This window comes from Marinobacter sp. F4216, assembly GCF_019931195.1.
GTDB classification, from domain to species: Bacteria; Pseudomonadota; Gammaproteobacteria; order Pseudomonadales; family Oleiphilaceae; genus Marinobacter; species Marinobacter suaedae.
In genome coordinates this window covers 39,199-62,260 of sequence record NZ_JAIOUO010000001.1, presented here as the reverse complement: position 1 = coordinate 62,260, position 23,062 = coordinate 39,199, and the positions used below count along the sequence as shown (strand labels likewise).

The 23,062-nt window shown below is 59.6% G+C and carries 24 protein-coding genes; 12 read left to right on the top strand and 12 right to left on the bottom strand.

Annotated features, from left to right (window positions below):
- The first annotated feature begins 24 nt into the window (after window positions 1-24).
- The 3 genes from K8I84_RS00305 to K8I84_RS00295 are packed head-to-tail and all read left to right on the top strand — an operon-like array spanning window position 25 to window position 3,484.
- Window positions 25-1,041: a GGDEF domain-containing protein gene (locus K8I84_RS00305; protein ID WP_223792726.1), complete on the top strand. Its 1,017-nt coding sequence runs from the start codon at window positions 25-27 to the stop codon at window positions 1,039-1,041.
- Window positions 1,041-2,039: a GGDEF domain-containing protein gene (locus K8I84_RS00300; RefSeq protein WP_223792725.1), complete on the top strand. Its 999-nt coding sequence runs from the start codon at window positions 1,041-1,043 to the stop codon at window positions 2,037-2,039. Before K8I84_RS00305 ends, K8I84_RS00300 begins: the two co-directional genes overlap by 1 nt.
- A complete protein-coding gene (locus K8I84_RS00295) occupies window positions 2,036-3,484 on the top strand; it encodes a bifunctional DedA family/phosphatase PAP2 family protein (RefSeq protein WP_223792724.1) in 1,449 nt (482 codons plus the stop codon). The genes K8I84_RS00300 and K8I84_RS00295 overlap by 4 nt, the downstream gene beginning before the upstream one ends.
- 11 nt (window positions 3,485-3,495) lie before the next feature.
- On the opposite strand, the gene K8I84_RS00290 is transcribed toward K8I84_RS00295, so the two are convergent.
- Together K8I84_RS00290 and K8I84_RS00285 are read right to left on the bottom strand one after the other, a co-directional pair.
- Window positions 3,496-4,074 carry an LON peptidase substrate-binding domain-containing protein gene (locus tag K8I84_RS00290; RefSeq protein WP_223792723.1) on the bottom strand — a complete coding sequence of 193 codons (579 nt, stop codon included), beginning with the start codon at window positions 4,072-4,074 and terminating at the stop codon, window positions 3,496-3,498.
- A 39-nt stretch (window positions 4,075-4,113) separates the two neighbouring features.
- A complete protein-coding gene (locus tag K8I84_RS00285; protein ID WP_317848191.1) occupies window positions 4,114-5,397 on the bottom strand; it encodes an HDOD domain-containing protein in 1,284 nt (427 codons plus the stop codon).
- Between the two features lie 142 nt (window positions 5,398-5,539).
- Between K8I84_RS00285 and ilvD the strand changes: the two genes are divergently transcribed.
- Window positions 5,540-7,375 carry a dihydroxy-acid dehydratase gene (gene ilvD, locus K8I84_RS00280; RefSeq protein ID WP_223792722.1) on the top strand — a complete coding sequence of 612 codons (1,836 nt, stop codon included), beginning with the start codon at window positions 5,540-5,542 and terminating at the stop codon, window positions 7,373-7,375.
- A 59-nt stretch (window positions 7,376-7,434) separates the two neighbouring features.
- Here the strand turns inward: ilvD and K8I84_RS00275 are convergent, their stop codons facing one another.
- Together K8I84_RS00275 and K8I84_RS00270 are read right to left on the bottom strand one after the other, a co-directional pair.
- Window positions 7,435-7,851 carry a peptidoglycan-binding domain-containing protein gene (locus K8I84_RS00275; protein ID WP_223792721.1) on the bottom strand — a complete coding sequence of 139 codons (417 nt, stop codon included), beginning with the start codon at window positions 7,849-7,851 and terminating at the stop codon, window positions 7,435-7,437.
- 116 nt (window positions 7,852-7,967) lie between these two features.
- Window positions 7,968-9,068: an AI-2E family transporter gene (locus K8I84_RS00270; protein ID WP_223792720.1), complete on the bottom strand. Its 1,101-nt coding sequence runs from the start codon at window positions 9,066-9,068 to the stop codon at window positions 7,968-7,970.
- 161 nt (window positions 9,069-9,229) lie between these two features.
- Between K8I84_RS00270 and K8I84_RS00265 the strand changes: the two genes are divergently transcribed.
- From K8I84_RS00265 to K8I84_RS00255, 3 genes are all read left to right on the top strand, one after another.
- On the top strand, window positions 9,230-9,574 hold the full coding sequence (locus tag K8I84_RS00265; RefSeq protein ID WP_223792719.1) for a hypothetical protein: 345 nt from the start codon (window positions 9,230-9,232) through the stop codon (window positions 9,572-9,574).
- 76 nt (window positions 9,575-9,650) lie between these two features.
- Window positions 9,651-9,902, top strand: a complete 252-nt coding sequence (locus K8I84_RS00260; protein ID WP_223792718.1) for a hypothetical protein — start codon at window positions 9,651-9,653, stop codon at window positions 9,900-9,902.
- A gap of 147 nt (window positions 9,903-10,049) precedes the next feature.
- A complete protein-coding gene (locus K8I84_RS00255; RefSeq protein ID WP_223792717.1) occupies window positions 10,050-10,949 on the top strand; it encodes a haloalkane dehalogenase in 900 nt (299 codons plus the stop codon).
- Window positions 10,950-10,969: 20 nt separating this feature from the next.
- Here the strand turns inward: K8I84_RS00255 and K8I84_RS00250 are convergent, their stop codons facing one another.
- Entirely contained in the window at window positions 10,970-11,758 is a 789-nt protein-coding gene (locus tag K8I84_RS00250) for an acyl-CoA thioesterase (protein ID WP_223792716.1), read from the bottom strand.
- A 194-nt stretch (window positions 11,759-11,952) separates the two neighbouring features.
- On the opposite strand from K8I84_RS00250, the gene K8I84_RS00245 reads away from it, so the two are divergent.
- The gene (locus K8I84_RS00245; protein ID WP_223792715.1) at window positions 11,953-13,473 is read left to right on the top strand and encodes a DEAD/DEAH box helicase; all 1,521 of its coding nucleotides are present in this window, start codon (window positions 11,953-11,955) and stop codon (window positions 13,471-13,473) included.
- On the opposite strand, the gene K8I84_RS00240 is transcribed toward K8I84_RS00245, so the two are convergent.
- From K8I84_RS00240 to K8I84_RS00225, 4 genes are all read right to left on the bottom strand, one after another.
- Window positions 13,470-13,979 (bottom strand): dihydrofolate reductase, encoded by a 510-nt coding sequence (locus K8I84_RS00240; protein WP_223792714.1) that lies wholly within the window; start codon window positions 13,977-13,979, stop codon window positions 13,470-13,472. The two genes, K8I84_RS00245 and K8I84_RS00240, sit on opposite strands and share 4 nt — an antisense overlap.
- Before the next feature lie 152 nt (window positions 13,980-14,131).
- Window positions 14,132-14,971, bottom strand: a complete 840-nt coding sequence (locus tag K8I84_RS00235) for a thymidylate synthase (RefSeq protein ID WP_223792713.1) — start codon at window positions 14,969-14,971, stop codon at window positions 14,132-14,134.
- Window positions 14,968-15,756 (bottom strand): prolipoprotein diacylglyceryl transferase, encoded by a 789-nt coding sequence (lgt, locus tag K8I84_RS00230; protein WP_223792712.1) that lies wholly within the window; start codon window positions 15,754-15,756, stop codon window positions 14,968-14,970. Before lgt ends, K8I84_RS00235 begins: the two co-directional genes overlap by 4 nt.
- Window positions 15,757-15,766: 10 nt before the next feature.
- Window positions 15,767-16,564, bottom strand: coding sequence for a sulfite exporter TauE/SafE family protein (locus K8I84_RS00225; protein WP_223792711.1), 798 nt, complete (start codon window positions 16,562-16,564; stop codon window positions 15,767-15,769).
- An 89-nt stretch (window positions 16,565-16,653) separates the two neighbouring features.
- Between K8I84_RS00225 and K8I84_RS00220 the strand changes: the two genes are divergently transcribed.
- The 4 genes from K8I84_RS00220 to dxs all read left to right on the top strand — a co-directional run bounded on the left by K8I84_RS00220 (window position 16,654) and on the right by dxs (window position 20,710).
- The gene (locus K8I84_RS00220) at window positions 16,654-17,427 is read left to right on the top strand and encodes an NRDE family protein (protein WP_223792710.1); all 774 of its coding nucleotides are present in this window, start codon (window positions 16,654-16,656) and stop codon (window positions 17,425-17,427) included.
- Between the two features lie 67 nt (window positions 17,428-17,494).
- Window positions 17,495-17,752: an exodeoxyribonuclease VII small subunit gene (locus K8I84_RS00215; protein ID WP_223792709.1), complete on the top strand. Its 258-nt coding sequence runs from the start codon at window positions 17,495-17,497 to the stop codon at window positions 17,750-17,752.
- On the top strand, window positions 17,749-18,645 hold the full coding sequence (gene ispA / locus K8I84_RS00210) for a (2E,6E)-farnesyl diphosphate synthase (RefSeq protein WP_223792708.1): 897 nt from the start codon (window positions 17,749-17,751) through the stop codon (window positions 18,643-18,645). Before K8I84_RS00215 ends, ispA begins: the two co-directional genes overlap by 4 nt.
- Window positions 18,646-18,778: 133 nt before the next feature.
- Window positions 18,779-20,710 carry a 1-deoxy-D-xylulose-5-phosphate synthase gene (gene dxs / locus K8I84_RS00205; RefSeq protein ID WP_223792707.1) on the top strand — a complete coding sequence of 644 codons (1,932 nt, stop codon included), beginning with the start codon at window positions 18,779-18,781 and terminating at the stop codon, window positions 20,708-20,710.
- A gap of 79 nt (window positions 20,711-20,789) precedes the next feature.
- Here the strand turns inward: dxs and ribA are convergent, their stop codons facing one another.
- The 3 genes from ribA to K8I84_RS00190 form a co-directional block, all read right to left on the bottom strand.
- Complete coding sequence (gene ribA / locus K8I84_RS00200; RefSeq protein WP_223792706.1) at window positions 20,790-21,404, bottom strand: GTP cyclohydrolase II; 615 nt, start codon at window positions 21,402-21,404, stop codon at window positions 20,790-20,792.
- A 132-nt stretch (window positions 21,405-21,536) separates the two neighbouring features.
- A complete protein-coding gene (gene moaC / locus K8I84_RS00195; RefSeq protein WP_223792705.1) occupies window positions 21,537-22,016 on the bottom strand; it encodes a cyclic pyranopterin monophosphate synthase MoaC in 480 nt (159 codons plus the stop codon).
- Window positions 22,017-22,089: 73 nt separating this feature from the next.
- On the bottom strand, window positions 22,090-23,061 hold the full coding sequence (locus tag K8I84_RS00190; protein ID WP_223792704.1) for a Nudix family hydrolase: 972 nt from the start codon (window positions 23,059-23,061) through the stop codon (window positions 22,090-22,092).
- Window position 23,062 lies beyond the last annotated feature (1 nt).

Genomic DNA, 23,062 nt, shown 5'->3' with positions numbered 1-23,062 from the left:
CAGGGAGCAGAGAGGAAGGACACCATGGCCCAACTGGCCGAAAAATTCCTGTTGAGCAAATTGTCCCGCGCCGGTTTCGTGGCTCTGATCGCCATTGGCGTACTTGGTTTTACCCTGGGGAAGCCTGTAACCGCCGTCGCAGCGATTGCCGGAGCCGGCATTGTCATCTGCTCCAGGACCTTCCGTCTCAATCGAAAGAACGCACCCTGGCCCCGTATCCAGCAGGTTCTCTACTTTGCTTTCCTGGGTTTGCTGATCGCCAGCCTGTGGACCGGCCCCTGGGAGCTCAGGCACTGGATTTACGCTCTGCCACTGCTGACCTTCGCGCTGCTCCCGATCGGCATCGCCGCACTGATCAGTCTCTTGGTACTGGCCGTGGTGATCGTTACTCTGCCACTGGCTGAAGGCGAGCCGGAGCGACACCAGATGATCAGTGCCTTCCTGCTAACGCTGCTGCTCTCCGCGCTGCTGGTTTTCCTCAGGGAATACAAGGCCCGCCAGCTGGTGCCTCTGCGCCGGACCGACGAACTGACTCAGGCCGCCAGCCGGGAATACCTGTCCGCTGACCTGCACAAGGAGATTCAGCGCAGTGAGCGCGAGGGCATCGACATGTCCATCATCATGATTGGTCTCGATACTCATCTGACCGATCAGGCACCCCCGGACAAGGACATCCGTTCCATCCTGCCACGCATTGGCCGCTACCTGCACTCACAGCTCCGGGATTTTGACACCTACTACCGGGTGGCCGATCTCCAGTTCCTGATTATCCTTCCGGGTGTGCCTACAGCGGATGCCATTGCCCGCTCGGACACGATCCGAAAGGGCCTGAACACACTTCTGGAGTCCTACTCACTGAAACTCACCGTCAGCGCCGGGATCGCCGGGCTGAACATTGGTGACGATGCCGACAGCCTGCAACAGAGCGCCGCCAACGCCCTGCGCCGAGCCCAGCAACAAGGTGGCGACCGCACCCAGGCTTACAGTGCCTGGAGTCAGGCGGCGCCTTCCGGACCGGCTTCTGCGGAGGGGACCGCCTGATGACCGAAACGCAACTTCGCACCTGTACCCACGGCATCGGTTACGGTCTCGCCACCCTCTTTATTTTCATGCTGGCCCTGCAGAACCTGCGTTACGGGTTTTACGAGCTGTTTTACCTGGCGGCGACGCTGGCAGGCCTTACCCTGATCGGCCTCGCCTACACGATCCTGTGTCGTCAGCGCCAGCTGTCGGCCAAGGGGCACCTGCTGCTTCTGATTGGACTGAACAGCGGTCTGCTTGCGGCCCTTGTCACCTTGGACAACGCCGGCATCATCCACTGGGCCATGCCCCTGCTGGTGCTCAACCTCCTGATACTGCCTCTGCGACAGGGGGTCTCCTTGTCGCTGCTGCTTCTGCTTCCGGCCTCCGCCATCTTGCTGTTCGAAGGCCCACTGATAGACGCCATTACCCGCATTGCGGGCCTTTTCATTCTGCTGACAGCAGCCGCACTTTACATCTGGCACTACGACCATATGGCGCAATCCGCAGAAGATCTGGCGATTACCGATCCCGTAACCGGCGCCCACAACGCACGCTTCCTGGACGAGTCGCTGCAAAAAGAAATCAGCCGCGCCATCGCCACCGGTCATCCGCTGTCGGTGATTAATCTCAGCATTGATTATGTTGACGAACTGGTGGACCTGCATGGTAGGAACAGCCTGCAGACGCTCTACCAGGACATGACCGGACAATTGTTCACGGTGATTCGTGCCGGCGACACACTGTACTCATTGAACGACACCGAGTTCTTCCTGATTCTTCCGTTCACGCCGGAAGAAGGGGTTCGGGTCATCGCCGAACGAATTCGCCGGACCATCTCCGAACACCACTGGCCTGACATTGGCAAGGCCACCGTTTCGATTGGCTGCACAACCCGAGGCAATGGCGACACCCGCACCGACGCCCTTCGCAATCGCGCCAACCAGGCCATGCTCAATGCCAGGAAACGGGGTTCTGATTCGGTCTGGTTCAGCGCGGGAGAGACCGTTACGGCATGAACGACGGCTGGCTAAGCGAGCTGTCCGCCTGGCTGACCCTGCACCCCGGCTGGCTGGCCCTCGCGCTGTTCCTGGCCGCCTTTATTGAATCCCTGGCCATCGCCGGTGTCATTGTGCCCGGCGTCGCCATCCTCTTTGCCTTTGCAGCGCTGGCAGGCCAGATCGAAATGCCTCTGATCCAGGCGCTGATCTGGGCCGGACTCGGCGCAATCGCAGGCGATGTTCTGAGCTTTGCCATCGGACGCAAACTGCAGGGCAGATTACATACCGTCTGGCCATTCAGCCGTTATCCCGCGTTGATCTCCAAGGGTGAATCCTTTTTCCTCGAGCACGGCGGCAAGAGCGTGGTGATCGGTCGGTTTGTCGGGCCGGTGCGACCTGTCATCCCGTTGGTGGCCGGCACTCTCAGCATGTCCTGGCAACGCTTCCTCACCTTCAATATTTTTTCCGCCGTCGGTTGGGCCCCGGTGTACATTTTGCCCGGGTTTATGGTGGGCAGTGCGCTCGCGAGCGAGATCAGACCGCCTGCCCACTTTTACCTGGTGGTGGGCATCAGCCTCGCCGCCGTAGCGGTGGTCTACCTGCTGCTGATCCAGTTCCAGCTTGGCCTCACGGATGGCGGACGACTCTATCACTGGCTGGAAGATAAGATGGGAAAGTACGACGCCACTCATCGTTTCTGGCGCCTGTACACCAACCACCGCCCTGCCCGCGCCGGGGAGTTTCCTCTGGCCTCACTGATCCTCGCAGTGGGTGCAGCGGGGCTGCTGCTGATCTGGGGACAACTCGCCACCCAGACCGACGCTCTGATTCCGTTCGACCAGCAGGCCCTGCACTGGTTTGAACAACTCCGACAGCCGCTCCTGGAGGGGCCGGCCATCGCCGCCACCATGCTGGGGGATGCTCCCGTGCTGCTGACTGGCGCCGGCCTGATCTGCCTGACCCTGGTATTTCGGGGGTATTATGCCGCAGCGCTGCATGTGGCCTTTGCTGCCTTACTGACCTTTGTTCTGGTCTGGCTGCTGAAATCATCCCTTGGCATTGTCCGCCCCGAAACCGTCGCCAACCCACCGGACTCGGGGGCCTTCCCGAGCGGCCACAGCGCTGGCATCACTGTATTCGTCACACTGCTGGCCAGCTTCGTCGCCGCTGAAAGCAGACCGGGAAAGCGCTGGCAGGTGTATGTGCTGTGCTCACTACCACTGATCCCCGTCGCACTCAGCCGACTGTACCTCGGGGTGCACTGGTTTACGGACATCATCGGGGGGATTTTACTGGGGCTGGCCGTCACCGGCGCGGTAAGAGCCAGTTACAGCCGCTATGATCGGATTCACCTGTCGCCAGACCTGTCGATGACGCTGGCAACACTCGTCTGGGCCGGGTTCACAATCAGCTACATGATCACGAACTGGCCGGTCGCACAGGCCAGCTTCCAGCCACTCTGACCGGCATGTGACTACCCCTCTTCCAAGGCTTCCAGCAACTCCTGAAGCCGACTGAGGCGTTCAAGCGGGTCCTGCAACTCCACCAGTCGCTGTTTTTCCTGCTTATCAAACGGCAGCAACTCGGTCAGTCGCCATCCTACCTGCCGGGCATCTCCGTAATCGACGTCCATTTCCAGGTCACGCACTACCGGATGCCTGAAAAGCGCCCGGAGTACTGAGGGCAGCTCCCCAAACCGCTCCGGCACATCGCTGTCTGCCTCGTCGAGCAACATTTCCACATCACCGATATTCAGGCCATCTTCCTGCTGCCAGCTGCGCACGACCGTGACCTTGGCAACACCCTCGGCAGTGATACCCAACAGGCCATTGTCCAGCTGCTGGAAGTCGATGATCCGGACATAGGTGCCAATATCGTAAAAGGCCGCAGCGGAATCCGTTTCCCTGCCATCCCGAAGCAAGACCACGACAAATCCGCGATCCTCCTTTAAACAACGGGTCAGCATGTCGATATAGCGGGGTTCAAAAAGCTGTAAAGGTATCCTGCCCTTGGGAAGCACGATGGAGTTCAGCGGAAAGAGAGGTACATTCATAGTTACAGTGGGCCCCGTCGGCGACCAGACATAAAAGAATTAGCGTATGGACAGCAGTTGCTGCACATCTTCAACACGAGCCCGTGCCTCCGTCAGTAGCTGGAGACTTTTCGAGGCATTGAGTCCCAGTGCTCCAAGTCTGCGGTAGGCAGGTACTTCGGTGAAGGGTGGCAGCTGGGCACCCTGATGCGAGCCAATCATCGAGTGCATCTGCGCGACAATAACGACATCCACCAACTGGGGGGACTCTTCCCTGCATTCGAACTGCCAATCCTCAGCATGCCGGGCGGATTCGACAAACGCTGACGGAAACGACCAGCTCTCCAGCACTGAGGCACCCACATCACCGCGAAGTTCCCGGACTACCTTGGCGAGCAGCGATTCCTCTTTACACAGATTAGCATGCCGTTCGGAGTGAACCAGTACCGGGACCGAGCCAATATCGTGCAACAGTCCAGCAAGCATGGCCTCTTCCGGATTCAGCCCGGCGATCTGGTCCGCCAGCACCCAACACAGCGCGGCAACTTCCCGGGAGTGTCGCCAGAGTTGCTCCATGGCAGATTTCAAAGCAGGGGGCAGCGCCGTGGATACCTCACGCATGGCGAAAACCGTTACCAGCTGACGTGTCGTTGGCATGCCGAGGCGGAGCACTGCGCCCCGGACGCTCGTCACCTCACTGAACCCGCGGTAAAGAGGGCTGTTGCAGGCCCGAATCAGCTTGGCTGCAATGGCGGGATCCGCAGAGATGGCTTGGATCACTGCCTCCGGCGAGGAGCTATCATCATCCACCACCCGACAGATCTTCCAGGCCACATCGGGAAGACTGGGTACCGTTACCTGATTGGCCCGGAGCTCGCTATAAAAAGACATGAGCAGCGCGTGTTCACGGTCTTCATCCATTACCGCCACCTCATGCGAACCGCCGTCAGGCCGAGCCAGTGGCGCTTCCTGCAACAACTGAGTCAACATGCGTCCCTCAACAGACACGATCTCGCAGGGCGCGGCAGCAATGACATCATAAAGCCGGGGCTGTAGCCGGGCGATAGGTGCGGCAGCCTCGGGCGAATGGGCGTCAACCAGGGTTTTCTGACCGTCGCCGGCCAACAGCTCCACCATGCCTTCCAGCAGGAACAGCTGTTTGCCGTCCCGTCCACCCCGCTCCGCCAGCTTCTGACCAGCTCCAAACTGCCGGTGCTCAACCCGACTGGCCAATAGCACCAGCTGGTCATCACTGAGCCGGGCCAGCGGCCCGAACTCCCTGAGCCGAGGGAGCAAGCCATCTTCTGCGGCCATCGGCGACGTTATGCTCCGACCCTCGGTCATTTTTAGCTACTCCCGTTGAAACTTTTCAAGAAATGCCGCCCCTCAAAACATCCATGCGAAGGGATTCTAATCTGGTATTCTTCATTTTTGCACAATGCCTTACGATAACGTCCAACTGAAATAAAAGAGAGATCACAGCACCATGCCACAGTATCGATCGCGGACATCCACTGCCGGCCGCAACATGGCCGGCGCCCGAGCCCTCTGGCGCGCCACCGGCATGAAAAACGAGGACTTCGGCAAACCCATTATTGCGGTTGCCAACTCCTTTACCCAGTTCGTGCCGGGCCACGTCCACCTGAAGGACCTGGGCCAACTGGTGTGCCGCGAAATTGAGGCCGCCGGCGGCGTTGCCAAAGAGTTCAACACCATCGCCGTGGACGATGGCATCGCCATGGGCCACGACGGCATGCTCTATTCCCTGCCCTCCCGCGAGATCATCGCCGACTCGGTGGAGTATATGGCGAACGCTCACTGCGCCGACGCTCTGGTATGCATTTCCAACTGTGACAAGATCACCCCGGGCATGCTGATGGCCGCCATGCGCCTGAACATCCCCACCATATTCGTTTCTGGCGGCCCGATGGAAGCCGGCAAGACCAAGCTCTCTGAACACAAGCTGGATCTGGTAGACGCCATGGTGATTGCCGCCGACCCCAGTGCCGACGACGAAACCGTGGCCGAATACGAGCGCAGCGCGTGCCCAACCTGCGGCTCCTGTTCCGGCATGTTTACTGCCAACTCAATGAACTGCCTGACCGAGGCCATTGGCCTGGCCCTGCCGGGTAACGGCTCCATGCTGGCTACCCACGCCGACCGGGAACAACTTTTCCTGAAAGCCGGACGTCAGATTGTGGAGAATACCCGCCGCTATTACGAGGAGGACGATGCCAGCGTGCTGCCACGCAGCATTGCCTCCATGGCCGCGTTTGAAAACGCCATGACCCTCGACATCGCCATGGGCGGCTCCACCAACACCATCCTGCACCTGCTGGCAGCCGCCCAGGAAGGCCTGGTGCCGTTTACCCTGAACGAAATCGACCAGCTTTCCCGACGCGTGCCCCAACTGAGCAAGGTGGCCCCCAACTCACCGAAATACCACATGGAAGACGTGCATCGTGCCGGCGGCATCATGGGTATCCTCGGCGAACTGGAGCGGGGCGGACTGATCAACACGGACCTGCCCACCGTCCACAGCAAGACACTGAAAGAGGCACTGGATACCTGGGACATCATGCGCTCCCCGTCTGCCGAGGTGGTGGAATTCTACAAGGCAGGCCCGGCCGGCATCCCGACCCAGACCGCCTTCAGCCAAAGCACCCGCTGGCCCAGCCTCGATGGTGACAGGGAGAACGGCTGCATCCGCTCCGTGGAACATGCGTACTCCTCCGAAGGCGGCCTGGCCGTGCTCTACGGAAACATTGCCTTGGACGGCTGCGTGGTCAAAACCGCCGGCGTGGACGAAAGCATCTTTGTCTTTGAAGGTTCCGCCCGCGTGTTCGAGAGCCAGGACTCTGCAGTGGCCGGCATTCTCAGCGATGAAGTCAAGCCCGGCGAGGTGGTTATCATCCGTTACGAAGGCCCCAAAGGTGGTCCTGGCATGCAGGAAATGCTGTACCCGACCAGTTACCTGAAATCCAAGGGCCTGGGTAAACAATGTGCGCTGCTGACCGACGGTCGTTTTTCGGGAGGTACCTCGGGCTTGTCCATCGGGCACGCCTCGCCGGAAGCCGCGGCCGGCGGCGCCATTGGCCTGATTGAAAACGGCGACCGCATTCGCATTGACATCCCCAACCGCTCCATCAATGTGCTTCTGGATCAAAGCGAACTGGATCGTCGCCGCGAGGCGCGGGACACCAGAGGCTGGAAACCAGAACTGGCTCGGGACCGCAAGGTATCTGCAGCGCTCAAAGCCTATGCCTTGCTTGCCACCAGCGCAGACAAAGGCGCGGTTCGGGACCTGAGCAAACTGGACTAACCATCCAGGCACAAAAAAGCCCGCCAAACCGGCGGGCTTTTTGCGTTAGGCGGGGCGGTTTACCACAGTGACCAGCCGTCGTCCTCGTCTTCTTTGGCAGCGTCTTTGGCCGCTTTTGTGTCGGCGGTTTTGGTTGTTTCAGCCGATGCGGAGGCCTGTTCGGTCTTGGCCGGCGCGCTGCTTGTGCTGGCCGCAGCAGCAATCTGAACAGATACGATACCCAGCGCTTTCTTGGTGGCGTCATCAATCGCACCGGTGACGGCAATACCGCTGTCCATCTGGAATTTCTTGAGCGCCGCCTTGGTGGCGTCGTCCATTGTCGGGCTTACGTTTGCGATGCTGTATCCTGCGCCGTAAAGAGCGTTTTTCAGTGCAACGGTTTCATCTGCGGCAAATGCTGCGGGCGCCAACCCGAGCATTGCAGCCGCGCCCACCGCAACCGCCATACGGCTCATAGGATTGATTGTTTTTTTCATGCTACTCACCTGCATACTCCTGATATCTCACCGATACCCATTCTTTATTGTTGTGTGGTGCCGATCTCCACAGGCTGGGGCAAAGTGTGAACATCGTATCACACTTTACAAGAAGTTCATCTTGGACCGGATTCAGCATCACCCGGCTCACCGGCTGACGGTTCCTCAGCCTCTGAGTCCTGGCCAAACTCACGAATGAATATTCCCCAGAAGGCCATGAAAAGGGCAGCGACCAGCGGCCCCATAACAAACCCGTTCACCCCGAACATTACGATTCCTCCCAGGGTCGACAACAAGACAATGTAATCGGGAAGTTTCGTATCTCGTCCGACCAGCACAGGGCGTAACAAATTGTCTGCCAGACCGATGACGACAACACCGAATACCGTCAGTACCACCGCCTGCACAACATCACCAACGGCCGCCAGATACACTGCCGCCGGCACCCAGACCAGCGCCGCCCCGACCGCCGGCAGCAGCGACACGACGGCCATCACGACGCCCCAGAGCAGTGCGCCACTGATCCCAAGAATCCAGAAAATGAGACCACCAAGTGCGCCCTGAATGATGGCTATCAGCAGGTTGCCTTTCACCGTCGCCCGGGTTACCTCGGCAAACTTGGCAAACAGCAGGCGTTCACGCTCATCCCCCAGCGGCAAGGCCCGGATAATCAGCTCCACCAGCTTGTCGCCATCCCGCAGAAGGAAAAACGCGAGATACACCATCAAGGCAAGTCCCAGGAAAAACTGGAAGGTGTTCTGTCCCACGCCAATGGCCTGCTTGGCCAGGAACTGGCTACCGCCGACAAACAGGCTGACGGCACGATCACGAAGTTCAGCGAAATCAACGCCGAAAGGCGCCAGGAAGGCCTCGATCGCAGGGAAAGAATCGTTGACCTGATCGATGTACTCACCGGGCCGAATTTCCCCACTCTGGATCCGCTGATACAGCCCCACTCCCTCGGCAATCAGGGAGGTCACCAGCACCAACACCGGAATCACCACGATCACCATGCAGCAAACCAGGGTAATCAAGGCATTGAGGTTCGGTCGGTCGCCAAGCTTACGGATCAGTAATTGCTGCACCGGATGAAAAATGAGTGCGATCGCAACAGCCCAGAAAATGGGACCAAAGAACGGCTTCATCAACAGGACAAAAGCCAGCGACACCCCAACTAGCAGGGCCAGAAAAGTCCGTGTTTCCAGTTTTGCGTACATACGGTCGCGATTCCCTTACCAACGAAACGATCGAAAACAGAGGACGGCAAAGGTGAGTGATACCTGCCGTCGGGCCTAGCGTATCATGGTGGCATGGCCATGACAGACCACTTCGGGTTATAGTGGTCGGCTGTTGATTGATATTTAAACAGGCTGTTCTGGTGGAATTGGAGCAATTTACCGAAGAGACGGCCCTGGAGGCCGCGACTGAACTTCGCCGGGTTCTGGCTGCCCGCACTCACCGCCGCAAGGTGATGGGGCAAGAAGTCGTTGTTCCTGGCCAGCTGGGCGAAGCCCTGCAGCTGCCACGCACCATCAACCGTTTACAAAGCAAACAACAAAAACAGCGGGAACTGGGTCTGAGCGAATTCCAGGAGTTGTGGCCAACCCTGTCGCCATCCACCCGAGAAAAAGTACTGGGCGGCATAGGCTGGTACGACCCGAAGGAACTGGATTGGGACGACAAGCGCTCCAATCGCCGGCCGGTTGTCGACCCCAGCAACTAACGCGTCTTTCATCCCGCAGACTTTAAACTTTCACATCCTGTCCATACTGTGAAATAAACAGGAGGATTTTATGACTATGAACGAACAACAAATCTTTACCGCGGTCGCCGCTGAAAACAGCGCCGTCCCGACGCTTTTGTGTGGACATTGCCACTCCACGCTATCAAGGGCAAAAATTTTCCGAACCGAACGCGATACCGCCGCGCCCGGCATTGATTGCCAGACAATTGGCTACTGCTCAGCAGACGATTGCGGTGCCGTTAACTGCTGTGACGAGGCCATGAGTGCCTTCGAAAATTGTGACCAACTACTCGGCCTTGCCAGCTGAATCAAAGCGGCAACGCACTGTTACGCAAGTCAAACACATAAACCCCCTATCTGAATTATCCTTCCTTTCTACGATTGCCCCGGAGGCTTTTAACCGTTAACCGGCCTCCGGCAATCTCGCAACCAATCAGTCAGGACAGTCGATGGCATGCGTATTCTGAGAACCGATGAAGGCCGCTTTGCGGACCTCCCGGACTACCCGTTTGCGCCAAATTATCTGGATGTGGCTCCGAACCTCAGGATGCATTATGTCGACGAGGGTCCGGCCGATGCGTCTCCGGTTTTGATGCTGCACGGTGAGCCGTCCTGGTCTTACCTGTACCGGCATATGATTCCGCTGGTTGCCAATGCCGGCCACCGGGTACTTGCGCCCGATCTGATTGGTTTCGGCAAATCCGACAAGCCCGCCTCGGTGGATGATTACAGCTACGACCGGCACATGACCTGGCTGGTGAACTGGCTGGATCAGCTGGAACTGAGCAACATTACGCTGGTATGCCAGAACTGGGGCTCACTGCTCGGATTGAGACTGGCGGCGGAAAACCCGCGCCGGTTCGACCGGATCATCGTTGGCAACGGCATGCTGCCTACCGGTGAAAACCGCGTGACCACCACCTTTACGCTCTGGAAGACCTTTGCCACCCACAGCCCCTGGCTGCCCATCGGGCGGGTGGTTCAACTGGGGACCGACCGGATGCTGTCGAAAGGCGAACTGGCGGCGTACGAAGCGCCGTTCCCGTCGGCGGAATACAAGGCCGGCGCCCGGGCTTTCCCCAGGCTGGTACCGGTTTCCAGTGACGACCCATCCAGTGCGGCGAACCGCGAAGCCTGGCGGGCCCTGGAGAAATGGCGCAAGCCCTTCATCACCTGCTTCAGCAGCGGCGACCCGATTACCCGGGGCAGTGATCGCTACATGCAACGTCGCATTCCAGGTGCCTATGGCCAACCGCACACCACACTTCGCGGCGGCCACTTCCTGCAAGAAGATTCACCAAGGGAATTCGCCAGCATCATCACCGATGCACTGAAATCCCAGAGGGCGGCCTGAACAGCCGCCCTTGCTGGGCATCAGCCGAACACAGTTACCGTCTGGCGGCTGAGCGCCACCAGTTCACCACTGGCGGTCCAGATGCCGGCATGGGTGTGGCCATACCCTGCTCCCGCCTGGTCAATGCCGGCTTTGTACAACAGCCAGTCACCGGACTTTATTTCGGGCCGGGGATGCAGGATATCCAGTGCCCAACTCAGGGAGCTTGCCGGCGCAGGCCCTTTCAGATGCGGCAACAGTGCCGGCGGCCAGGCATCCACCAGTGCCACGATATGAGCATCCTCGAGTGATAGGGGTTCATCCCGGAATTGCATCCAGCCGCCCATTTCTCGTCCGCCCTTGCCGCTGAGCGGCATGTGCCCGAACGCCCAGCGCATCTCAATGTGCTGGGTGAACGCCGGTGTCACGCCCTCGATATAGGGCAAGGCCTGACACTGTTCAACAGGGGTTGCCTTGGGCGCAGGCAGGGCATCCACCTGCACCGCGGATTCACGATCTCCGCCAAAGCTAGCCAGACATACCAGCCGCGGCTCACCGTTCTGGACAATTCGCCCCTGAACCTGGGTCACAGCCCGCCCCTCTCGCAATACCTCTGCCTCGCAGCGGGCTGGCACACCTGGCGCCACAGGACCCACAAAAGACGTCTGCAAAGAACGCATGGCACGGCCCTCGCCGACCAGCGCGGCCATGCGCTCAAAGACCAGCGCCGCAAGGAGGCCACCAAAGCTTGCCCGCCCTTGCCCCCAGCTTCCGGGAATAACCAGCTCGTTGTCTGAGCGCACCGCCGCAAGCAATTGATCAAACGTCATCGGAAACCCCATTAGCAAGCTATCAAAACCGAGAGACTGCCCCACCCGGCGCCTAAAATCAACGTTCGGGCACCGGCAACTACCTACAATGCACCGGCTTCCTCACATATCAAACCAGCGCTAAAGCGACTATACTCCGTTCACGCCATGCATTGCCTGTCAATGCGTTACCCTTCCGAATTCCGAGTGAATCAATGTCAGATATTTCCTTCGCCGAGCTGGGTCTTGACCCGGCAGTGCTTGAAGCCGTAACTGAAGTGGGCTACGAAAAGCCTTCACCCATTCAGGCTCAATCCATTCCAGCGTTGCTGGCCGGCAACCATCTCCTGGGCGTCGCCCAGACCGGCACCGGAAAAACCGCCGCGTTCGCCCTGCCACTGCTCAGCCGCATTGACGCCACGAGCCGTGATCCCCAGTTGCTGGTTCTGGCCCCCACACGGGAACTGGCCATTCAGGTAGCAGAAGCCTTCACCACCTATGCCAGCAAGTTCAGCCAGTTCCACGTTCTGCCCATTTACGGTGGCCAGGACTTCCAGCCCCAGATCCGCGGCCTGAAGCGTGGCGCCCAGGTTATCGTGGGCACGCCGGGCCGGATGCTGGATCACCTGCGCAAGGGCACTCTCAAGCTGGACAAGCTCAAGGCGCTGGTGCTGGACGAAGCTGACGAGATGCTTCGAATGGGCTTCATTGATGACGTTGAGGCCATCCTCGCGAAAACACCGGATAACTGTCAGCGGGCGCTGTTCTCCGCAACCATGCCGCCGCCGATCAAGAAAGTGGCCCAGACCTACCTGCGGGATGCCACTGAAGTAAAAATTGAAAGCGAAACCCGCACCGTCGAGCGCATTGCGCAGTACGTGCTGCCGGTCTACGCCGAGCGGAAGCTGGACGCCCTTACCCGGATTCTGGAAGTGGAGCCGTTCGACGCGTCCATCATCTTTGTCCGCACCAAGGCGGAAACCACGTTGCTGGCTGAAAAGCTGTCGGCACGGGGTCACGGCGTCGCACCGCTCAATGGCGATCTGAACCAACGCCAGCGTGAACAGACCGTCGAAGATCTCAAGCGGGGCAAAAAAGACATCATTATCGCCACCGATGTGGCAGCCCGTGGCCTCGATGTACCCCGGATCACCCACGTTATCAACTACGACGTGCCTTACGATACCGAGGCCTACATCCACCGCGTTGGACGTACCGGCCGTGCCGGTCGAACCGGCAAAGCCATTCTGCTGGTCACCCCGCGGGAGCGCAGCTGGCTGCGGACCCTGGAGCGAGCCACCAACTCGCCCATGCAGAGCTATGAACTGCCATCGCCCAAAGAACTTCTGGAAATGCGCGAGCAGCAGTTCGAAACCCAGCTGATGGGTTTTGCCGAAGACGCCAAGCTGGCCAAGGCCATTGCTCTGATGGACGACATTGCCGAGCGTAACAACATGGACATGGCCATGGTGGCTGGCGCACTGGCCTGCTGGATGGAAACAGCTCAGCCAGGCTCCCTGCCACTGGAGCAACCCGAAGCACTGCCGGTGGTATCCAGCAAGCCGCCCCGTCGGGACGGTAAAGGCGGACGTCCGGGTGGTGATCGCCGCAAGGGTGGTTTCAAAAAGGGCGGCCCCAGAGGCCAGGGACGTGATGGCGGGCGTGGAAAGCCGCCCGGGAAGGGAGGCAGTCGAAGCGGCAAGCCGGCGGGCAAGCGCCCGCCTCGTAAGGCCTAAGACCGACGCTGGTAAACGACGAAGCTGTAGTCGTAGGGATTGTTGTCGGACGCGGAGAAATCCTCCCGTCCGATTTCCTCCCAGCCATCCCAGTTCACTTCCGGGAAGAACGCATCCCCTTCAACATCCGCGTGCACCTGGGTGATGTACATCCGGTCCACCTGAGGCAGAGCTTCGGCATAAATCTGCCCTCCTCCAATAATCATCACTTCGTCCACGCCATCCAGCTGGGCCTGAGCACCGGCTTTCAACAGCGCCTCTTCCAGCGACGCCACACGCACAGTTCCTGCCGGTACCGGCCAGTCATCCTGGCGCGTAATGATCAGGTTCATACGGCCGGGCAAGGGTCGACCAATGGAATCCCAGGTCTTGCGCCCCATGATGATCGGCTTACCCATGGTAGCCTGTTTGAAGTAACGAAGATCACCCGGGAGATACCAGGGCAGCTTGTTGTTGCGGCCGATGACCCGGTTCTGGGACATGGCCACGATGAGGGCTTTACGCATGTCTAAATTCCTATGAGGCGGAGGCTGCAAGGGAGCGAGGGGGATTTTCCAAAAAACGCCTCAAGGCATCCCTGCGCGGCTTGGGCTCCGCACATTTTTGTAAAATCACCCTCTCACCCTTGCGATCAAGACCTGAAGTCGGTCCGCTTAAATCAGATGGCAATCGGCGCCTTGATGACCGGATAAGGGTCATATCCCTCGAACTCGAAGTCTTCCAGTTCGTAATCGAAGATGGACTCCGGCTTGCGCTTGATCACCAGTTTCGGCAGAGCCCGCGGCTCACGCTTGAGCTGCTCGAACACGATGTCGTCGGTCAGGTGGTTCTGGTACAGGTGACAATCGCCGAAGGTGTGGACAAACTCGCCCACATCCAGATCGCACTGCTGGGCAATCATGTGGGTCAGCAAGGCATAAGAGGCAATGTTGAACGGCACGCCCAGGAACAGGTCGGCGCTGCGCTGATAGAGCTGGCAGGACAGCTTACCGTCGGTCACGTAGAACTGGAACAGGCAATGGCAGGGAGCCAACGCCATACGGCCTTTTCGGACGTTGTCCTGCGGGCTGATGGCTTCATCCGGCAATTCGGCCGGATTCCAGGCGGACACGATCAGTCGGCGGGAATTGGGCTTGGTCCTGATTTGCTCAATGACTTCGCTGATCTGATCCACTACTCGGCCATCCGGGCATTGCCAGCTGCGCCACTGCTTCCCGTAGATCGGGCCCAGGTCGCCATCTTCCAGTGCCCACTCGTTCCAGATGGACACCTTCCGCTCTTTGAGCCAGTTGTTGTCGGTGGAGCCTTTCAGGAACCAAAGCAATTCGTAAATGATGCTGCGCAGGTGCACTTTCTTGGTGGTCACCAGTGGAAAACCTTCCTGCAGGTTAAAACGGATCTGGCGTCCGAACACCGAGCGGGTACCGACCCCGGTCCGGTCGCCCTTATCAAACCCATTATCAACAACGTCCTGCATCAAATCGAGATAGGCCTTCATTCAGCATGTCTCCGGTAAGCAATCAACATCAGGGCAATACCCGCAATAATCATGGGGGTGGACAGCACCTGCCCCATGGTCAGCCAGTCAAACGCAAGGTACCCCAGTTGTGGGTCCGGCTGACGAAAGAACTCCACCATAAACCGAAACGCCCCATACGCAATCAGGAATGCACCGGACACGGCCATTCGCGGCCTTGGTTTGGCAGAGAACCACCAGAGGATGACGAACAGGGCTACGCCTTCCAGGGCAAACTGGTAGAGCTGGGACGGATGGCGGGCCAAGCTGTCTGGCGCAGTACGGAAAACCATTCCCCATGAGACATCGGTCGGCTTGCCCCACAGCTCACCGTTGATGAAGTTACCAATGCGGCCAGCGCCAAGGCCCACTGGCACCAGCGGTGCAACGAAATCAGCAATACGCCAGAAACCGGCACCCACCTTGCGACCGTACCACCACATGGCCAGCATCACGCCCAGCAGGCCGCCATGGAACGACATGCCCCCTTCCCATACGCGGAACAACCAGAGCGGGTCCGCCAGGAAGGCGTCGAAGTTATAGAAAATCACATAGCCAAAGCGACCGCCCAGAATGACGCCAAGGGCAATGTAGAACAGCAGGTCGCCCATCTGCTCTTCATTGATGGGCGACCAGGGCTTGCGGGTACGCAGACGGCCAAGCCACCAGCCCACGACAAAACCGACCAGATAGGTCAGGCCATACCAGTGTATTTTGAACGGACCAATGGCAATGGCCACCGGGTCAATCTGCGGATGCTGCAGCATCAACAACCTCTCAACTCAGAAGAAAACGAAGCCCGACCAGTAAAAGAAATACCGCAAAGATGCGCTTGAGCAACATCGCGTCCAGCCGGTGAGCCAGCGACGCACCTACTTTGGCGAACAGCACACTCGTCGCGATAATGCCCAGCATCGCCGGCAGGTAAATAAAGCCCAGACTGTATTCCGGCAGCGCGGCATTGTTCCAGCCCGTCCCGATATTACTCAGCGCACCGGCTACGGCGATAGGCAAACCACACGCGGCCGAGGTGCCAACCGCGCTCTGCATCCGCACGTTGCACCAGTTCAGGAAAGGAACGGTCAAGGTGCCGCCACCGATGCCAAAGATGGCGGACGCCCAGCCGATTCCACCGCCAGCCGTGGCCAGCCCGGCGTTACCGGGCACATCTCGCCCTGGTTTCGGCTCGGCCCCCAGCAGCATCTTGATGGCCACGAGGATGACAAACACCCCAATGACCATTTCCAGCACTGGGCCACTGAGCAGGGACGCTGTCCAGGCACCCAGGATAGCGCCAATGACAATGCCGACCGCCATCGGGCGAAATACATCCCACCGGACAGCGCCACGGCTGTGGTGTGAACGCACCGAACTGATCGAGGTAAACACAATGGTGGCCAGCGACGTACCCACGGCGAGATGCGCCGCCACCTCCGGACTCACCCCCTGAATTCCGAAGCTGAAAATCAGCACCGGTACGATGATCAGGCCACCGCCAATACCAAACAACCCCGCCAGAGTGCCCGCCAAAGCCCCAAGCGCCAGATAGGAAACTACTACGTACAACAGACTCATCGGCGTATCCCTACCCCAGGAAAACAAGGCTGGTATGATACACACCGCAACCGCCAACTTCATTACTTCCGGGAGTACCGACCAGCAGCATGTGTCTGATCGCGTTTGCCCTTCACCAGAACCCCCACTTTCCACTGGTGGTCGCCGCCAACCGGGACGAGTTTTTCCGCCGCCCGACCGCCCCGATGGATTGGTGGACGACGGACAACGACATCGCCGTGCTCTCGGGCCGCGACCTGGAGGCCGGCGGCACCTGGCTGGCGATCACCAGGGATGGTACGGTCAGCGCAGTCACTAACGTGCGGGATGGTTCGCCCGAGCGCGGGCCAAGAAGTCGGGGCGAGCTGCCGATCCGGGCACTGGCGGAGCCACCAGCCGAATTCCACTCAGAACTCTCAAGCGCCACTGACCAATACGCCGGCTTCAACCTGATTCGGCTGACCGACCAGTCCGGCTGGTACTACAGCAATCGGGATGCGCACCCGGGCCGCTCCGTCCACCGGGGTGTCTATGGCCTGAGTAATCACCTGCTTCAAACGCCCTGGCCGAAACTCCTGCGCCTGCGGGAAGCCGTCGGCACTCTCGTCACTTCGGCGTTCCCGGACGCCGACGAACTGCACAGCCAACTGCGCCGACTACTGCAGGACACCACCCCGGCGCCCGATCACCTCCTACCCGACACGGGTGTCGGGCTGGACACCGAACGTTTTCTGTCCTCACCGTTCATTGAGGGCGACACCTATGGCACCCGCTGTACCACGATTATCACCCTGTCGTCCGCCGGGCACATGACCGTCAGCGAACAATCCTGGGGCCCGCAGGCAAAGCCCCTGGAATGCCGTCACTTCCACTGGCAGCGATAACCGTAGCGCTCTGATATAATCCGCCCAATTCTCATATCCACTTTCTGACATCCTCCCGGAGACCCCGATGGCTGAAGAACAAAACGCCACCACCATCGCCGATTTCGAAAAATCCCTCGATGAGCTGGAAAAGCTGGTCCGGGATCTGGAGCAGGGCGAGCTGTCGCTGGAGCAGTCACTGGCGGCGTTCGAACGCGGCGTGAAGCTGACGCGGCAATGCCAGCAAGCCCTCAAGTCCGCCGAACAGCGGGTGGAACAGCTGGTGCAAAACAGCGACGGGTCGCTTGAGACCCGTCCCTTCAGCCCGGACGACAACAGCCAATGAGCAAAGGGAAACACTCGGGGCTGGATTTCCTCGATGCCTGCCAAGCCCGTGTCGACGAAGAACTGGATCGCTGCATCGAGCGCAGCAGCGCCTCCAACCGGCTCCAGGAAGCCATGCGATACAGCGTACTTGGCGGCGGCAAACGTGTTCGCCCAGCCCTGTGCCTGGGCGCCGCCAGCGCCGTTGGACACACGGGCGATAACGCCCTGGTGCCGGCCTGCGCCCTGGAACTCATCCACGCGTACTCACTGATCCATGACGATCTACCCGCCATGGACGATGATGACCTGCGCCGGGGCCGGCCAACCACCCATATTGCCTTCGATGAGGCCACCGCCATTCTGGCGGGCGATGCCCTGCAAACCCTGGCTTTCAGCTGGCTGACAGAGACCGGAAGCTTTGATGCCGAGACCAGGCTCGCGATGGTTCGCGAACTGGCCCGGGCAAGCGGGCACAAAGGCATGGTCGGAGGACAGGCCATTGACCTGGAATCGGTCGGACAAAAGCTGACACTCAGCCAGCTGGAAACCATGCACCGGCACAAGACCGGCGCACTGATCGAAGCAAGTGTTATCCTTGGAGCGCTGTCGAGCGGCTCGGTTTCGGACGCAGCGCAGGCCTCACTGACAGAGTACGCCAAGGCACTTGGCCTGGCGTTCCAGGTTCAGGACGATTTGCTGGATATCGAAGGCGACACTGAAATCATCGGCAAGCCTCAGGGCTCCGATATGGCGCGAGACAAACCCACCTACCCCGCGCTGCTTGGCATTGAAGGTGCCCGTGAGCATCTCGACGCGTTACTGAACCACGCACTGAACAGCCTGCGGGATTTCGGCCCCGAAGCTGATCCGCTGAGGGCCATGGCCAATTACATAGTGGCAAGGACCCATTGATCAGGGGCGCCCAAAAAGCGCACACTCAACGATGACAAAGTAGCAGTGACTGGCCCGATAAGTGTGAAACAGCCCGACCTGTTCCCTTATAATGCCATCCTGTTGCCGAATACTCTGGAATAGACCCGAGCAGATGCAGGAAACCTACACCTTCAAGGAAATCCCCTCTCAGCGGCCCAATACCCCGTTGCTGAACCGGATCGATTCACCGGCCCAGCTTCGCGACTTGCCGGCTGAGCAGCTCACCCAGCTCGCCAGGGAGCTTCGGGCCTTCCTACTGTGGTCAGTCGGACAGACCGGTGGCCATTTTGGCGCTGGCCTCGGTGTACTGGAACTGACCGTTGCACTGCACTACGTCTTCAACACCCCCGAAGACCGGTTGGTCTGGGACGTGGGTCATCAGGCCTACCCCCACAAAATCCTCACCGGTCGCCGCGAACAGATGGATACCATCCGTCGAAAGGGCGGACTGGCCGGTTTCCCCAAACGGGGCGAGAGCGAATACGATACCTTCGGTGTGGGACACTCCAGCACCTCCATCAGCGCAGCCCTGGGCATGGCCATTGCGGCCCGCATGCAGAACACCGGGCGCAAGAGCATCGCAGTAATTGGTGATGGCGCAATGACCGCCGGCATGGCCTTTGAAGCCCTCAATCACGCCGGTCACCTGCACGCCGACATGCTGGTGGTACTGAACGACAACGACATGTCGATCTCCCACAATGTAGGCGGCCTGTCCAACTACTTCGCCAAGCTGCTTGCCAGCCGGACCTACAACCAGATGCGTGACAGCAGCAAGAAGGTGCTGCAGAGCACACCGCACCTGATGGCCCTGGCCAGGAAGACCGAAGAACACTTCAAGGGCATGATTGCTCCCAGCACTCTGTTTGAGGAACTTGGGTTCAATTACATTGGCCCCGTCGATGGCCACGATCTGCCCCTGTTGGTGGAAACCCTGGAGAACATCCGGGAACTGGACGGCCCGCAATTCCTGCACGTGGTCACCACCAAAGGCAAGGGCTTTGCCCCGGCGGAAGCCGACCCCATTGGTTACCACGCGATCAACAAGATTGAACCGGTTCCCCCCAGCAAACCGGAACCGGTTCCCGCCCAGCCTGCACGCCCCAAATACGCCAACGTGTTTGGCCAGTGGCTGTGTGACGCGGCGGAGCAGGATGATCGGGTAGCCGGCATTACCCCGGCCATGTGTGAGGGTTCGGATCTGCTCGAATTCTCGAAGCGTTTCCCGGATCGCTATTTCGATGTCGCCATCGCTGAACAGCATTCAGTGACCCTGGCTGCTGGCCTGGCCTGTGATGGTGCAAAACCAGTCGTGGCGATTTACTCCACCTTCCTGCAACGGGGCTACGATCAGCTCGTGCACGATGTCGCCATCCAGGACCTGGATGTTCTGTTTGCCATTGACCGGGCTGGCCTGGTCGGTGAAGACGGCCCCACCCATGCTGGCGCCTTCGACATCAGTTATCTGCGTTGCATTCCGAACATGGTGATCATGACACCGTCGGATGAGAATGAGACCCGGCAGCTGCTGCACACCGGGCTGGTCTACAACGGCCCCGCCGCCGTGCGTTACCCGCGAGGCACTGGCCCCGGCGCAACGATCGAGCAGGCGCTCTCCGGGTTTCCGATAGGAAAAGGGCGCACCGTACGGGAAGGCTCAGGCATTGCAATCCTGAATTTCGGCACCCTGCTGTCATCCGCACTGGAAGCGGCCGAAGCATTAGACGCCACCGTGGCGGATATGCGCTTCGTGAAACCCCTGGATGAAGCGCTGGTGCTTGAGCTGGCAGAACAGCATGAGCTGCTGGTGACACTGGAAGAGAACACCATTGCCGGCGGCGCGGGCAGTGCGGTCACCGAATTCCTCAACAGCCAGGAAGTGGTGATGCCGGTTTTGCAACTGGGCCTGCCTGACGTATTCATCGACCACGGTAAGCACGGTGAACTGCTGAGAGACTGCGGACTGGATGCCAAGGGCATCCTAAAGGCTATTGCCGAGCGGATGGAACGGCTACAGCACCAGAGCCTGAAAGTGGTGAAGTAGAGGGTTCAGAGCCCGACGAACTGACAATCAAAAGCCCACAGTTTGGTGGGCTTTTTTCGTATCCGCCGGGCAAGCTCCGTCAGTCTTCAGGGTCGTCGTCCTGATGGGTATCGAGCCAGTGCCCAAGCTTGTTTTGCTTGGTCGCCAGATAACTTTCGTTATGGGGATTCTGGCCGACATGCAGGGGCACCCGCTCCGCGATGGTAATCCCGTATGAGCTCAGGGCCTTCACTTTGCGCGGATTGTTGGTCATCAGCCGCAGGCTTTTGATACCCAGATGCTCCAGCATATCCTTGCACATGCTGTAGTCCCGAAGATCCGCAGAAAAGCCCAGTTGCTCGTTGGCCTCAACCGTATCAGCTCCCTGATCCTGAAGGTGGTAAGCACGAATCTTGTTCAGCAGGCCGATACCGCGGCCTTCCTGGCGAAGGTACAGGAGAATGCCACGACCTTCCCGCGCAATACTGCGCAACGCTTCTTCCAGCTGATAACCACAGTCGCACCGCATGCTGTAAAGCGCATCACCAGTCAGGCACTCCGAGTGGGTTCGCGCCAGCATCGGTTCATCGCCATCCAGCTCTCCCAGGGTCAGGGCCACGTGCTCTTTGCCCGTGCCCGGCTCCTCGAAACCGTGCATGTCGAACACCCCGAACGGGGTTGGCAACCGGCAAGTCTGGATGTAACGAACAGCCACAGTCATTCCTCGTGGTTCAGTCAATCGGGCGCGCATTCTAACACGCACCCCTCCCATGGCGTAGCCCTACCAGAATGGACAGACCAGACGCCCAGAAATGTCCGGAGCTTACGTTAACTGGCGGTGAACAGATTATCCCTGTGCAATCCAATGGCCACTGCGGCCGCCTTTTTTCTCCAGTAACCGGACCTGACCGATTTCCATGCCCCGATCCACCGCCTTACACATATCATACAGCGTCAGCGCGGCGACACTCGCGGCAGTCAGCGCTTCCATCTCAACCCCGGTTTGCCCGGCCAGCTTGCAACGGGTGAGCACATGAACGGACGCGCCATCGTCGCCGGGGGTTAATTCAACCTTCACGGAGGTCAGGTTCAGCGAGTGGCACAGCGGAATCAACTCGTGTGTTTTCTTGGCCGCCATGATGCCGGCGATCCGGGCGACCGCGAGCACATCGCCCTTGGGGTGCTCGCCCTCGACAATCATGGTCAGCGTCTCCGGAGCCATGCGAATGGTCGCCTCGGCCCTCGCCTCACGCTCGGTCACAGCCTTGTCTGTGACGTCCACCATTCTGGCCTCGCCCTTGTCATCCAGATGAGTCAACTTGCTCACATCGATCCCTCATTTCTGTTGAAAACGCTTACTCACAGTATGGCAGGCACCCGATTGTCAGGCCCCTACCTGGTCAATCTTCCGAACACCAGAAACGGATTCCCGCTATTCCCTGACCACCTCTCTCTGTCGCCTTGGGCACATCAGAAGCGCTCAGGCCGCCCAGTGCATAAACCGGCACCCTGGCGCGCTGAGCCATCTCCTCAAATGCCAACCACCCGATCCCCGGGGCTTCGGGATGACTGGGTGTGGGCAGAACCGGGCCAAGGGTGACATAGTCCGCCCCCAGGGTTTCCGCGTGCGCAACCTCCTCAGCGGTGTGGCAGGACACCCCAAGCCACACGCCGGATGGCACCGGCCGCGCATCCAACACCCTGGCCTGGCGCCAGGGAAGATGCAGGCCGGCGATGCCAGGCAGACCCTCAAAACGGTCCGGGGCACCATGGACGATCAGGCCGGCACCGGCAGACTGGCATGACAACAACACGCCACCCACCAGTTTCCGATACCGCTGTACATCAAGCTCCGGCGCTCTCAGGACCAGTAGGTCCGGTCGTTTGCGCTCTAAGGCACGGCAAAGCTTTCCGGCGCTGTCACCATTAGCCTCAATGGAACCACTGATCGCCAACTGGCGAGGCAGACGAACAGCCCGGATAATCGGTCGGTTCGCTGCGGGAAACTCTTCATCACGAAAGTCTTCAGGCCGGAGCCACTCGATGGGCTGCCCTTCCCGCCCCTCTGGCTCGCCCTCAGCCTCGCTCGTACGCCAGACATCCAGAAAAACCTGTTTATCGCCATAGTCGTGGCGAATACCGATGACCGGCTCCAGCGAAGCCTCAGGCACCGACAAACCGGTTTCCTCGGCAATCTCCCTCACCAATGCCTGCTGACCGGTCTCGCCCGCCTCAACCTTGCCCCCGGGAAACTCCAGCAAACCACCCTGATGGGTGTGATTTGGACGCCGGGCAATCAGCACCCGACCTTGCCGCTCGATCACAGCAACCGCGACGTGGACTTCCTTCCTGGCTTTGGTGACGTCGGTCATG